10 protein-coding genes and 1 tRNA gene are annotated in these 11,960 nt (G+C 73.1%); 6 read left to right on the top strand and 5 right to left on the bottom strand.

Annotated features, from left to right (window positions below; genetic code table 11):
• Positions 1–88: 88 nt before the first annotated feature.
• Complete coding sequence (locus ACFYSC_RS31980) at positions 89–850, bottom strand: TetR/AcrR family transcriptional regulator (protein ID WP_389969034.1); 762 nt, start codon at positions 848–850, stop codon at positions 89–91.
• An 88-nt stretch (positions 851–938) separates the two neighbouring features.
• Here ACFYSC_RS31980 and ACFYSC_RS31975 point away from each other — a divergent pair, with 88 nt between their 5' ends.
• The gene (locus ACFYSC_RS31975; RefSeq protein WP_389969032.1) at positions 939–2,567 is read left to right on the top strand and encodes an ATP-binding cassette domain-containing protein; all 1,629 of its coding nucleotides are present in this window, start codon (positions 939–941) and stop codon (positions 2,565–2,567) included.
• A gap of 150 nt (positions 2,568–2,717) precedes the next feature.
• On the opposite strand, the gene ACFYSC_RS31970 is transcribed toward ACFYSC_RS31975, so the two are convergent.
• Together ACFYSC_RS31970 and ACFYSC_RS31965 are read right to left on the bottom strand one after the other, a co-directional pair.
• Positions 2,718–2,790, bottom strand: a tRNA-Ala gene (locus ACFYSC_RS31970).
• 215 nt (positions 2,791–3,005) lie between these two features.
• Complete coding sequence (locus tag ACFYSC_RS31965) at positions 3,006–4,475, bottom strand: von Willebrand factor type A domain-containing protein (protein WP_389969030.1); 1,470 nt, start codon at positions 4,473–4,475, stop codon at positions 3,006–3,008.
• 180 nt (positions 4,476–4,655) lie between these two features.
• Between ACFYSC_RS31965 and ACFYSC_RS31960 the strand changes: the two genes are divergently transcribed.
• From ACFYSC_RS31960 to ACFYSC_RS31950, 3 genes are all read left to right on the top strand, one after another.
• Positions 4,656–6,428 carry an asparagine synthase-related protein gene (locus ACFYSC_RS31960; RefSeq protein ID WP_389969028.1) on the top strand — a complete coding sequence of 591 codons (1,773 nt, stop codon included), beginning with the start codon at positions 4,656–4,658 and terminating at the stop codon, positions 6,426–6,428.
• 113 nt (positions 6,429–6,541) lie between these two features.
• Positions 6,542–7,927 (top strand): selenium-binding protein SBP56-related protein, encoded by a 1,386-nt coding sequence (locus ACFYSC_RS31955; RefSeq protein WP_389969026.1) that lies wholly within the window; start codon positions 6,542–6,544, stop codon positions 7,925–7,927.
• 158 nt (positions 7,928–8,085) lie between these two features.
• On the top strand, positions 8,086–8,685 hold the full coding sequence (locus ACFYSC_RS31950) for a hypothetical protein (protein WP_389969024.1): 600 nt from the start codon (positions 8,086–8,088) through the stop codon (positions 8,683–8,685).
• A gap of 85 nt (positions 8,686–8,770) precedes the next feature.
• Here the strand turns inward: ACFYSC_RS31950 and ACFYSC_RS31945 are convergent, their stop codons facing one another.
• Together ACFYSC_RS31945 and ACFYSC_RS31940 are read right to left on the bottom strand one after the other, a co-directional pair.
• On the bottom strand, positions 8,771–9,751 hold the full coding sequence (locus tag ACFYSC_RS31945; RefSeq protein ID WP_389969022.1) for a diacylglycerol/lipid kinase family protein: 981 nt from the start codon (positions 9,749–9,751) through the stop codon (positions 8,771–8,773).
• 113 nt (positions 9,752–9,864) lie between these two features.
• A complete protein-coding gene (locus ACFYSC_RS31940; RefSeq protein ID WP_389969020.1) occupies positions 9,865–10,305 on the bottom strand; it encodes a winged helix-turn-helix transcriptional regulator in 441 nt (146 codons plus the stop codon).
• Positions 10,306–10,381: 76 nt separating this feature from the next.
• On the opposite strand from ACFYSC_RS31940, the gene ACFYSC_RS31935 reads away from it, so the two are divergent.
• Positions 10,382–11,779, top strand: a complete 1,398-nt coding sequence (locus ACFYSC_RS31935; protein WP_389969018.1) for an MFS transporter — start codon at positions 10,382–10,384, stop codon at positions 11,777–11,779.
• Positions 11,776–11,901 (top strand): hypothetical protein, encoded by a 126-nt coding sequence (locus ACFYSC_RS31930; protein WP_389969016.1) that lies wholly within the window; start codon positions 11,776–11,778, stop codon positions 11,899–11,901. Before ACFYSC_RS31935 ends, ACFYSC_RS31930 begins: the two co-directional genes overlap by 4 nt.
• The last annotated feature ends 59 nt before the right edge of the window (positions 11,902–11,960 follow it).

Below are 11,960 nucleotides of genomic sequence, written 5' to 3'. Positions count from 1 at the left end.
CGGCGGGGAGGGGCCCGCGGACCCGCCGTCACGCTCGCGCCGCGCCGCCGGTGGCGTCGGTGGCGTCGCGGGACCCACGGGCCCGGCCTCAGGCTCGTGCCGCGCCGCCCGCGGTGCCGCCGGTGGCGGTGATCCCGGCCCCGATGCCGGCCTCGATGCCGTCGAGGAGCCAGGTCAGGCCGAGGGCGAAGCCGGTGTCCCAGTCGCCGTCCGCGACGAGGGGGCCGTGGGCGGCGAGGGCGGGGTAGCGCTCCCGGTCGGCGCGCAGGCGTTCCCGGGCGGCCCGCCGTACCTCCTCGTCCGCGTCGGCCAGCCAGGTGGACTGCATCAGCGCCGAGCCGATGACGTAGTTGGACAACCCGTACGCCGCCGCGGTCAGGCGCGGCTCGACGACCCCGGCGCCCAGAAGGGTCGCGTAGAGGAACTCGCTGCGGGCCAGCACGTTGGGGCCCAGCATCGGGCGGCCCAGCAGCGCCGCCGACCAGGGATGCCTCAGCAGGACGGCGCGCCATCCGTCGATCAGAGCGGTGATCCCGGCACGCCATCCCCGGCCGTCCTCCGGCGGGATCACGACCTCGGCGAAGATCAGGTCGAGGGCGAGGTCGATGACGTCGTCCTTGGTCTTCACGTGCCAGTACAGCGTGGTGGAACCGGTGCCGAGCCGCTCCGCCAGGCGCCGCATGGTCAGCCGGTCGGCCCCCTCGGCGTCCAGGAGGGCCACCGCCTCCTCGACGATCCGGTTCCGGCTGAGGGGCGGGGCGTCGCGGCCCGTCCGCCCCGGCGGCCGCAGCCACACGTCTCCCGCGGCGCCCTGGCGGTGTGTCGCGGATTCCCTCTTGCTCGTGCCCACAGGGAAGAGTCTAGTATGGCGATCGACGACCGGATCATTGGTCCGGTCACTCGAACACCGATCCAGAGCCGATCGCGAAGGGGCCGCCGTGGCGGGACATGTCGAGGTCGACCGGCTGACCTACCTGCTGCCGGACGGGAGGCTGCTCCTGCACGAGGTGTCGTTCCGCGTCGGGGACGGGGTCAAGGCCGCTCTGGTGGGACCGAACGGCGCGGGCAAGACCACCCTGCTGCGGCTGATCGCCGGAGATCTGCGACCCGACGACGGCCGCGTGGTCTCCTCCGGCGGCCTCGGCGTGATGCGGCAGTTCATCGGCGGTCTCCGCGACGGCCGGAGCGTCCACGACCTGCTGCTGTCGGTGGCGCCGGAACGGGTCCGCGCCGGCGCGGCGGCCCTGGTCCGGGCGGAGACGGCGATCTCCGCCCGCGACGACGAGGAGACCCAGCTGGCCTACGCGCAGGCCGTCGCCGACCACGCCGACGCCGGCGGATACGACATGGAGGTCGTCTGGGACGTCTGCGCCACCGAGGCCATGGGCCTGCCCTACGACGCGGTCCGGGACCGCCCGGTGGCAACCCTGTCGGGCGGCGAGCAGAAACGCCTCGTCCTGGAGGCCCTGCTGCGCGGCCCGGACGAGGTCCTGCTGCTGGACGAGCCTGACAACTACCTGGACGTGCCCGGCAAGCAGTGGCTGGAGGCCCGGTTGCGGGCCACGGACAAGACCGTGCTGCTGGTCTCCCACGACCGCCGGCTCCTGGCGGAGGCCGCCGACCGCATCGTGACCGTGGAGGACCGGGGCGCCTGGATCCACGGCGGGGGCTTCGCCACCTACGCCAGGGCGCGCGAGGAGCGCATCGACCGGCTGGAGGAGCGGCGCCGCCGCTGGAACGAGGAGCACGCGAGGCTCAGGCGGCTGGTGGGCACCCTGCGGCAGACCGCGGCCGGCAACGACGCGGTCGCCTCGTCGTACCGGGCCGCGCGCACCCGGCTGAGCCGCTTCGAGGAGGCCGGCCCTCCGGAGCGTCCGCCCAGGGCGCAGAACGTGCGGATCCGGCTGCGTGGCGGCCGCACCGGCAAACGCGCCGTCGTCTGCGAGGACCTGGAGCTCACCGGCCTGATGCGGCCGTTCGGCACCGAGATCTGGTACGGCGAGCGCGTCGGGGTGCTCGGCTCCAACGGCTCGGGCAAGTCCGCCTTCCTGCGGCTGCTGGAGCAGGCCGCGGACGGCGCGGTGCCCGCGGTGCCGCACCGCGGCTCGGTGCGGCTCGGGGCACGGGTGGCGCCCGGCCTGTTCGTGCAGACCCACACCAGGCCGGACCTGCACGGGCGCACCCCGGCCGAACTGGTCATGGCCGGCCACGCGCTCACCCTGAACGACGCGATGGCCGCGCTGGCCCGCTACGAACTCGCCGCCGCCGGCGGCCAGCGGTTCGAGACCCTGTCGGGCGGCCAGCAGGCCCGGCTGCAGATCCTGCTTCTGGAACTGTCCGGCGCCACCCTGCTGCTGCTCGACGAGCCCACCGACAACCTGGACCTGGCCAGTGCCGAGGCGCTGCAGCAGGGCCTGGCCTCCTTCTCCGGCACCGTGCTGGCCGTCACCCACGACCGCTGGTTCGCCGCCGACCTCGACCGCTTCCTGGTCTTCGGCGCGGACGGGACCGTCTACGAGAGCGCCGAGCCGGTCTGGCACGAGGGCCGGGTCGAGCGCCCGCGCTGAGGCCGCGGACCGACATGCGACCTCGCGGAGACCGGCCGGGCCCGGAGCACCGGCCGCGTCGGCCGGGAAACGACGAGATCCCGCCCGATCAAACCGATCGGACGGGATCTCGTCAACCGCCTTCGGGCCATCTCGAGAACGGCCCTTCGGTGGAGCTATGGGGATTCGAACCCCAGACCTCCTCCATGCCATGGAGGCGCGCTACCAGCTGCGCCATAGCCCCTCGGTGCTCCGCCCGGCCTTCCGCCCGGCGGCACCAAGCCAGTGTATAGGACATCGGGCCGTAGGCCGTACTCGATAAGGCGCCGCCGGAACGGCGCGGCGCGACCCGGCGGCGCCTGATCGAGTACGGCGTGACGCCCGGCCGGCTCCGTGCCGCCGCGAGGAGCGGCACGGTTCAGTACGGCCCGGCGCGGCCCGGTACGGCCGGCCCGGCGCTCAGCCGAGGGTCACGGCCCGGCCGATCAGGTCGGCGAGCTCGCGCACGGAGACGTCCTCGGTGAGGGCGGCCAGCCGGGCGGCCTGCCGGGAGAGCTCCCCGGGGTCCGCCCCGGCGATCGGCTCGCGGGCGCGGAGGTACTCGGCGAACGCGGCCGCCACCACGTCCACCTGGAACCTCGGCGACGGCCCCTCCCACGGCGAGGCGGCCAGGTCGCCGGTCTCCACCGAGCGGCTGGTCTCGCCCGGGGCCCGGGTGTCGGGGTCCTGCCAGCGGACGGCGGCGGTGAGGAGCTGGCCGCCCGCCCCCTCGCGCAGCCGCACGTCGTACAGGGCCGTCACGGCGTGCCCGGGGCCGACCTCCCCGCCGTCCGCCGCGTCGTCGCGGAAGTCCTCGGCGGCGAGCCGGCGGTTCTCGTAGCCGACCAGCCGGTAGGACTCCACCGTCGAGGGGTTGAACACGACCTGTGCCTTGGCGTCGCGGGCCCGCAGGTCGAGGTTGGCGGCGAGCTGCTCGGCGAAGATCCGGCGGGCGTCGTCGGCCGTGCTGACGTAGACGGCGGCGCCGTCGCCGTTGTCGGCGAGCTGCTCCATGAGCTCGTCGCCGTACTCGCGGCCGACGCCGACGCACAGCAGGGTGATCCGCCGCCCGGCCTGCTCGGCCACCCGGTCCAGGATGCCCCGCCAGCTCGTCTCGCCGGTGTTGGCCAGGCCGTCGGAGAGCAGGATGACCCGGTTGGTCGCCGCGGGGCTGAAGCTCCGCGACGCCTCGGCGTAGCCGGCGGTCAGCCCGGACTCCAGGTTGGTGGTCCCCCGTACGGCCAGCCGGTCGACGGCGGCGTGCAGCCGGTCGCGGCCGCCCGCCGAGGTCATGGGGATGATCAGCTCGCCCTCTTCGCTGAAGGCGACGAGCGAGACCCGGTCCCCCGCCCCGAGCTGGTCGACGAGCGTGTGCAGGGCCTCGCGGACCAGGTCGAGCCTGCCGGGCTCGGCCATCGACCCGGAGACGTCGACCACGAAGGTCAGGTTCGCCGGGCGCCGGGCTCCCGCCTCCGCGCCGCGGGTCCGCAGTCCGACCCGGACCAGCGCGGCGCCGTTGCCCGGCACCCGGGCGCCGTCCACCTGGACGGTGAAGCCGTTGTCGGAGGGTTCCGGGTAGTCCTGCCGGAAGGAGTTGACGAACTCCTCGGGCCGGACCCGGGCCGCGTCCGGCCGCTGCCCCTCCTTCAGCAGCCGCCTGGCGTAGTCGTAGGACGCGGTGTCCACGTCGAGGGCGAAGGTGGAGATCTGCTCGGCGGTGGCGTCCCGCCGGCCGGAGGAGTCGTGCTCCTGGGAGACGGCCGGGGGCGCCTTCCCGGAGTCGCTCTCCGGGTGGGAGGCCGTGGGGGAATCCTGCCCCGTTCCGCCGCAGGCGGCGGCGAGCATCAGGAGGATCACGGCGAGGACGATGGCGAGCGGGCGCGGGTTCATGTCGCCTCCCTGGGGGGTACGCGTCACCTGTTACGACGGCCCCTGCCGCGTCCGCGCCGGACGCTTGACCCAAGCGAGTGCCAACCGTGCCCGGCGCGTGACCCGCGCGCCCGCCCGGCTTCCGAAATTCATAACGAATACCTGTATATCTGGAAAAAACAGACCATAAGATCTCTCACCATGCGTGTGTATCTCGGCCTGGCGGTCAGAAATCCGGGGGCGGCGATCCCTGAGGAGACGCTGCGCACCGTGCGGAACTCGATCGAGACCGCCTTCCCCGTCCCCCCCGAGGTCATCAGGGGCCGGGAGTGGCACCGTCCCGGGGTCTCGATGTTCGCCTGGACCAACGAGCCCGACGACTCCCGCAAGCCTTCCCTGCTGGTGACCGGGCCGGACCGGGTGACCGGGGTGAACGGCTACCTCGCCGCGCCCGGCGAGGTGGACCGGCTGGCCGGCGCGGCCCACCTGGACACCCAGGCGGTGAGCGGGTGCTTCGCGGTGTTCCGGGCGACCGCGGTAGAGCTGTCGGCCGCCACGGCGATCCACCGCGCGAGCCCCGTCTACCACGCGGAGACGCCCGACCTGCACATCGTCGGCAGCCGGGCGCTGCTGGTGCACCTCGCCGCCACGGGCGAGCGGGTCGAGTGGGACGTCCTCGCGCTGCAGTCGATGGTGCGCCAGGGTTACTTCCTGTCCGACGAGACCCCCTACCGCGGGGTGAGCGCGCTGCCCCCGGCCTCGGTCCTCACCGTCGCGGGCGGGCACCGTACGATCACCGGGAGCCGGCTGCCCACCGCCGGGCCCGCGCCCGTCTCGCGCAGGCAGAAGAAGGCGCTGGTGGAGGAGCTGGCCGACGCCCTGCTCGCGACCGTGGAGCCGCTGCGCGCGGCCGGTGAGCCGGTGAACCTGGCCCTGACCGGCGGCCGCGACAGCCGCCTTGTCGCATCGGTGCTGCACGCGGCCGGCATCCCGCTGCGCGCCACCACCAACGGCCTGGACGCCCACCCCGACGTGATCATCGCCGGGCGGATCGCCCAGGCGCTCGGCATCGAGCACAAGGTCATCCCCCCGGCCCGCGCGGAGAAGAAGGACGCCATCGTCGTCGAGCACCCGCTGGCGCGGGCGTACGAGACGCTGCGGGCGTGCGAGGGCATGACGTCGGCCTACGAGTCGATCGTCGGCTACCTGCCCTACAACGCCAGGCCCACCATGTCGGGGCAGAGCGGGGAGATCCTGCGGGCGGGGGGGTTCCTTCTGCTGCAGTCCGACCTGAGCGCCGAGGCGCTCCGCCGCCGGATCGACACGACGTTCCTGCGGGAGAAGGCGCTGTTCCGCGAGGAGGCGAACGAGCACGCCCTCGGGCTGGCCCGCCCCTGGCGGGAGCGGCCGCCCCTGGAGGCGCTCGACCACATGTACATCGCCTACAAGGTCGGCCGCTGGCAGGCCGGGTCGCGCGCCGGGGCCCACCGCCGGGGCGACCCCGTCTGGCCGTTCCTCGACAACCGGGTGGTGCGGGCGGCGCTGGGCCTGGACCAGCTCTGGCGGTTGTCGGAGGAGGTCATCTACGAGCTCATCGGCCGGCTCGCGCCGCCGCTCCGGCGCATCCCGATCGAGGGCAAGGCGTGGCGGTTCACCGCGGGGAGGCGCTACTACCCCTGGCAGCGCAGGCCGCAGACGCTGTCGGCGCCGAAGACCGGCGGCGGCGGGTGGAACTGGCGGACGAGCCCCGGGGAGGAGCTGACCGGCCTGCTGCGCGACCACGTGCTCGGCCACCTCGACCTGCTGGAGCCGATCGTGAACCCCGACGCGGTACGCGCGCTGTTCGACGGTCCGGTGCTGAAGAAGCCCACCCAGGTCTGGCATCTCTACACCGTGGCCACGATGCTGTCCGGCGCCTACCCGGGCAAGGCCCCCGAGGGACTGGAACCGGTCACCATCCCGATTCCGTCCTGAGCCCGGCACGCCGTCCGCGGGCCCGCCGGGCCGGTCACTTAAAATCACCTCTGGACAACGAGGAGTTTTCCCACTTTATTGGTAGGGTATCTGAACCGGCTCAGGAGTCCGCGATGGCACTCATCCAGCCCGATCCCACCTTCTATCCGTCCGCCCGCGAGGCCATGCTCGCGCCCCGGGAGGAACTCGCCTACGTCGCCCTGCTCGACGCGGAGGGCGGCGGGCGCCCCGACGCGATCGCCACCGTCGACCTGTCCGACGGGTCGATCGCCGCCACACTCGACATGCCGGTCCCCGGCGACGAGCTCCACCACTTCGGCTGGAACGTGTGCAGCGCGGCCCTGTGCCCGTACGCGCCGCACCCGCACGTCGAGCGGCGCTACCTCGTCGTGCCGGGACTGCGCTCCAGCAGGATCCACATCCTCGACGTCGGGGACGACCCGAGGCGTCCCCGGATCGTCAAGACGATCGAGCCCGAGACGATCTTCGCCAGAACGGGCTACAGCCGCCCGCACACCGTCCACTGCGGCACCGACGCGATCTACGTCAGCGCCCTCGGCGACGTGAACGGCGACGCCCCCGGGGGGATCTTCACCCTCGACCACGACACCTTCGAGCCCCGGGACCGCTGGGAGGCCGACCGCGGCCCGCAGGAGCTGCACTACGACTTCTGGTGGCACCTCGGCCACGACACGATGGTCACCAGCGAGTGGGCGACCCCCAACCAGATCGAGCCGGGGCCGTCGCTGGAGATGCTGGCCGGCCGCCGGTACGGTCACCGGCTGCACGTCTGGGACCTGGTCAAGCGCCGGCACCTGCAGGAGATCGACCTGGGCGACGAACACCAGATGGCCCTGGAGCTGCGCCCCTCCCACGACCCGACGAAGACCCACGGCTTCGTCAACACGGTGATCAACGTCGAGGACCTGTCGGCGGCCGTCTTCACCTGGTATCTGGAGGACGACGTCTGGAAGGCCCGCAAGACCATCACGATCCCGGCCGAGCCCGCGCCCGCCGAGGCCCTCCCGGAGCCGCTCCGGCAGTTCGGCGCGGTCCCGCCGCTGGCCACCGACATCTCGCTGTCCCTCGACGACCGGATCCTGCTGGTCTCCTGCTGGGGCACGGGCGAGCTGCGGGCCTACGACGTCTCCGACCCGTTCGCGCCGCGCCAGACCGGCTCGGTACGGCTCGGCGGCATCGCCCGGCGCGCCGCCCACCCCGCCGATCCCGGCCGGGCGCTGAACGGCGGCCCGCAGATGGTCGAGACCAGCAGGGACGGCCGGCGCGTGTACTTCACCAACTCCCTCTACCGCTCCTGGGACGACGTCTTCTACCCCGACGGCGTCTCCAGCTGGATGGTCAGGGTGGACGTCGGCGAGGACGGCTCGCTCTCCCTCGACGAGTCGTTCCTCGTCGACTTCGCCGCCGACGGCCGGCGCGCCCACCAGATCCGGCTGCAGGGCGGCGACTCCTCCTCCGACTCCTACTGCTTCCCTTAGAAGCCGCTCCCCTCAGCACGGAGCCCCGGCCACCGGAGGAGACGGGCGGGCACCGCGGACACCGGGCCGGGCCCGCGGTCGCCGGGGAGAGACGGAGCGGACCCGACCGGCGCCCCGGGCATCGGGCCGGACCCACACGAAGGGGGTGAGGCGAGCCGATGGACCTGACGTCCCTGCTCGTCCTGGCCGGGCTCGGCGCCTTCCACGGTCTGAACCCGGCGATGGGCTGGCTGTTCGCGGTCGCCCTCGGCCTGCAGGAGCGCTCGCGGGCGGCGGTGCTGCGGGCGCTGCCGCCCATCGTGCTCGGCCACGCGGGATCGGTGCTGGCCACGCTGGCGCTGGTCTCGGCGGCCCGGCTGGCGGCCCCTCCCCGGCTCGTCACGTACGGCGTCGCGGCGCTGGTGGCCGGGTTCGGCGTCTGGCGGCTGCTGCGACGCCACCGCCACCGGCGGACGGGCATGCGGGTCAACGCCCGGCAGCTCGCCGGGTGGTCGTTCCTGATGTCCACCGCCCACGGCGCGGGACTGATGGTCGTCCCCGTCACCCTGCACGAGGGCGACGGGGCCGCCGCGCTGGCCTCGCAGAGCCTGGCCGCCACGGCGACCCACACGCTGGCCATGCTGGCCACGACCACCGTCGTGGCACTGATCGTCTACGACCGGCTGGGCGTGGCGGTGCTGCGCAGGGCGTGGTTCAACCTCGACCTCGCCTGGGCCGTCGCGCTCATCGGCGCCGGCGCCTTCGTGGCGCTTTCCTGAGCGAACGCCCTCGCCGCCGGGACCTTCCCCGGCCGGGACCGTACCCGGGCCCGGCCGGGGCGGGGCGGGGCGGGTGCGGCGCCCGTCAGCTCCGCCCGTCGGCCCGGCCGTCGGGGTGCTCGCGGTCGCCGGGGTGCTCCACGGTCCGGTCGGGCTCGTCCCCGGCGGCGACGGGGACACGGACGGTGATGCCACCGGGCACGACCTTGGCCTTCAGCTCGGTGACGGTGCCCTTGGCGCCCCCGTCCAGCTCGTACGACATCGGCGCGGCGAGCTTGACCCTGATCTTGCGGGCCCGGGTCATCCGGATGAAGGGGGACTCGTCGGACCGTCCGGCGCTCATCCGGCCGAGCACCCGCGCCCACTGGATGGGACCGCTGGCCGTGGTGACGCCGATCTCCAGCCACCCGTCGTCGGGCTTGGCGTCGTCGAACGCCTCGATGCCCCCGGTGATGGTGCCGACGTTGCCCAGCAGCAGGCAGCTCGCCTCCCCCTCGAACCAGGTGGTCTTGTCGAGCTTGACCTCCATGTGCACGAGCTCGCCGCGGACGTGCCGCAGGCCGGTCCAGAAGTAGGCCGCCCGGCCCAGCCGGTCCTTCAGCCCCCGGTCGGCGTCCTTGATCATCTCGGCGTCGAAGCCGAGACCGGCCATGACGGCGAAGTGCTCCCCGTTGACCTTGCCCAGGTCCAGCTTGCGGCTCTCCCCGTGGAAGGCGATCCGCACCGCCTCGGGGAGGTCCTCGGGGATGCCGAGGTTGCGCGCGAAGAGGTTGGCCGTACCCGCCGGGATGATCGCCATGGTGACGCCGGAGCCGGCGAGCACGTCCACGCAGCGCTGCACCATGCCGTCGCCGCCCCACACCACGACCAGGTCCACGTGGCCGTCCTTGAGGACCTTGCGGAGCTGCTTGGGCGCCTTCTTGCTCTTGGGCACCTCGTGCCAGAGCAGGTCCTCGACGCCCTCCTCGGCGAGGAGCCTGCGCAGCTCGTCCAGCCCTCCGCCCATCGTCTTCTTCTGGTGGGCGATCACCGCGACCGTGCCGGCCTTCCGATCCTGCCGCAGCATGGGAACCTCCGTAACCCCGTGTCGATCCCGACGACCGACCCAGCCGACGGCTTCCCTCCCCGGGAGGCGGCAAACGCGGCCGGCCTCCGCTCCCCCGTCGCCGGCCGCCCGCGCTAGGAGGAGCCGAGCAGCCGCTCCTCGGCGGCGACCCTGGCGTCGTAGGCGGAGCGCGCCGCGGCGATGTGGTTCTGGTGCTCCTCGGTCCAGACGACCAGCGTCTTGATCGCCTCATGCAGCGTCGCGCCGAGCGGGGTGAGCGCGTAGTCGACGCGCGGCGGCACCACGGGATGGACGGTCCGCTCCACGAGACCGTCGCGTTCCAGGTGGCGCAGCGTCACCGTCAGCATGCGCTGGCTGACGCCGTCGATCTCACGGCGGAGCTCGGTGAAGCGCATGGTCCTGCGGTCCAGGAGGGCGATGACGAGCAGCGACCACTTGTCGGCGATCCTGTCGAGGATCTGGCGGACCTCGCAGTCCGCCCGCGTGTCCCACTGCCACACGTCCTCCATGGTTTCGCAGAGGTAACCCGGTGCCTTCGAAGTGCCGTCTTCCATGCCTCCCCATGGTCACGGATGATTCTTTCGGTTACAAGAAGGAACCGACTCACTTTTCCATACCTGGGGATTCACCGTGTCTGCCACCGTCCGATCCACCGTCCAATCACCCCCGCTCGGCCGGATGACGCCGCGCGCCTGGGGCATGCTCCTCGTCCTGTGCGGCGCGATCTTCCTTGAGGGCATCAACGTCGCCATGCTCAGCGTCGCCCTGCCCGCGATCAGGGCCGACCTCGGCCTGTCCACCGGCGAACTGCAGTGGGTGATGAGCTCCTACGTACTCGGCTACGGCGGGTTCATGCTGCTGGGAGGCAGGGCCGCGGACCTGTTCGGGCGGCGCTCCATGTTCCTGTCCTGGCTCGCGGTCTTCATGGTGGTGTCCGCGCTCGGCGGCCTGGCGAGCGAGGGGTGGGCGCTCATCGCGGCCCGGTTCCTCGCGGGGGTCGCGGCCGCGGTCATGACGCCCGCCGGCCTGTCGATCATCACGACCGGCTTCGAGGAGGGCAGGCAGCGCAACCAGGCGCTCCTGGTCTACTCGGGCACCGCGGCCGGCGGGTTCTCGCTCGGGCTGGTGCTCGGCGGCCTGCTCGCCGAGGCCGGCTGGCGGTGGGTGCTGTTCACGCCCGCCCTCCTCTCACTGGTCATCCTCGTGGCGGCGGTGCCGCTGATCCCGAAGTCCGGCCCGCGGCGGCCCGCGGGGCGGCGGATGGACCTGGCGGGCGCGGTCACCGTCACCGGCGCCATCATGCTGCTGGTCGGCGGCATCGAGCGCGCCACCCACGTGGACGCCGGCGTGACGGCGGCGACGATCTCCGTGGCACTCGCGCTGTTCGCCGCCTTCGTGGTGATCGAGCGCAGGTCGCCCCACCCCCTGGTACGGCTCGGCATCCTCCGCTCGGGGCCGCTGCTGCGCGCCAACGTGATGGGCCTGCTCTTCTCGGCCGGATTCTTCGGCTTCCAGTTCGTCGCGGTGCTCTACCTGCAGGAACTGCGCGGCTGGTCCTCGCTGGAGACGAGCCTGGCCATGCTCGCCGTCGGCGCCGACGCGATCCTCGCACCGACCCTGACCCCCAGGCTGGTGAACCGCTTCGGCAACGCCAGGGTCATCCTGTGCGGCCTGCTGCTGGCCGTCCTGTCGTACGCGCTGTTCCTGCCCGTCGGCATGGACTGGACCTACGCCGCCATGTTCCCCACGATGATCATCCTCGGGATGGCGTTCGCCCTCGCCTACGGCCCGCTGACGATCGCCGCCACCGACGGCGTCGACGAGAGCGAGCAGGGGCTCGCGGGCGGGCTCCTCTACACCTCCTTCCAGTTCGGCGCCGCGCTCGGCCTGGCCGCCACCACCGCCGTCATCGTCAGCTCGCGGGACCTCGCCGACGGCTACCGGCCCGCCCTCGCCGTGCCGCTCGTCGCGGCGGTCCTGGCCGCGGTGATCAGCGCCTTCGGGCTCCGGAAGGGAAGCGCCCGATGACCGCCGTCTTCGCCGACATCGAGCAGGAGTTCAACGCCTTCGTCGGCTCGGCCGTCTACGCCACCATGGTCACCGTCGACGCCGCCCACCTGGCGGGGAACCCGAACACGAGCTTCTCCTAAGTCCCGGCAGGGGCCGGACGGTTCCCTAGCGACCCAAGCGACCCAAGCGGACCGGACGA

This window comes from Streptosporangium sp. NPDC004379, from assembly GCF_042873875.1.
GTDB lineage: Bacteria > Actinomycetota > Actinomycetes > Streptosporangiales > Streptosporangiaceae > Streptosporangium.
Note: the sequence above shows the minus strand (reverse complement) of the source record. Positions and strands in the feature narration are given on the sequence as shown.

Bases quoted from the DNA above. Each gene is read 5' to 3' on its own strand.
- ACFYSC_RS31955 (WP_389969026.1), top strand. From the start codon at position 6,542: ATGGCACTCATCCAGCCCGATCCCACCTTCTATCCGTCCGCCCGCGAG.
- ACFYSC_RS31930 (WP_389969016.1), top strand. From the start codon at position 11,776: ATGACCGCCGTCTTCGCCGACATCGAGCAGGAGTTCAACGCCTTCGTC.
- ACFYSC_RS31945 (WP_389969022.1), bottom strand. From the start codon at position 9,751: ATGCTGCGGCAGGATCGGAAGGCCGGCACGGTCGCGGTGATCGCCCAC.
- ACFYSC_RS31950 (WP_389969024.1), top strand. From the start codon at position 8,086: ATGGACCTGACGTCCCTGCTCGTCCTGGCCGGGCTCGGCGCCTTCCAC.
- ACFYSC_RS31965 (WP_389969030.1), bottom strand. From the start codon at position 4,475: ATGAACCCGCGCCCGCTCGCCATCGTCCTCGCCGTGATCCTCCTGATG.
- ACFYSC_RS31960 (WP_389969028.1), top strand. From the start codon at position 4,656: ATGCGTGTGTATCTCGGCCTGGCGGTCAGAAATCCGGGGGCGGCGATC.
- ACFYSC_RS31940 (WP_389969020.1), bottom strand. From the start codon at position 10,305: ATGGAAGACGGCACTTCGAAGGCACCGGGTTACCTCTGCGAAACCATG.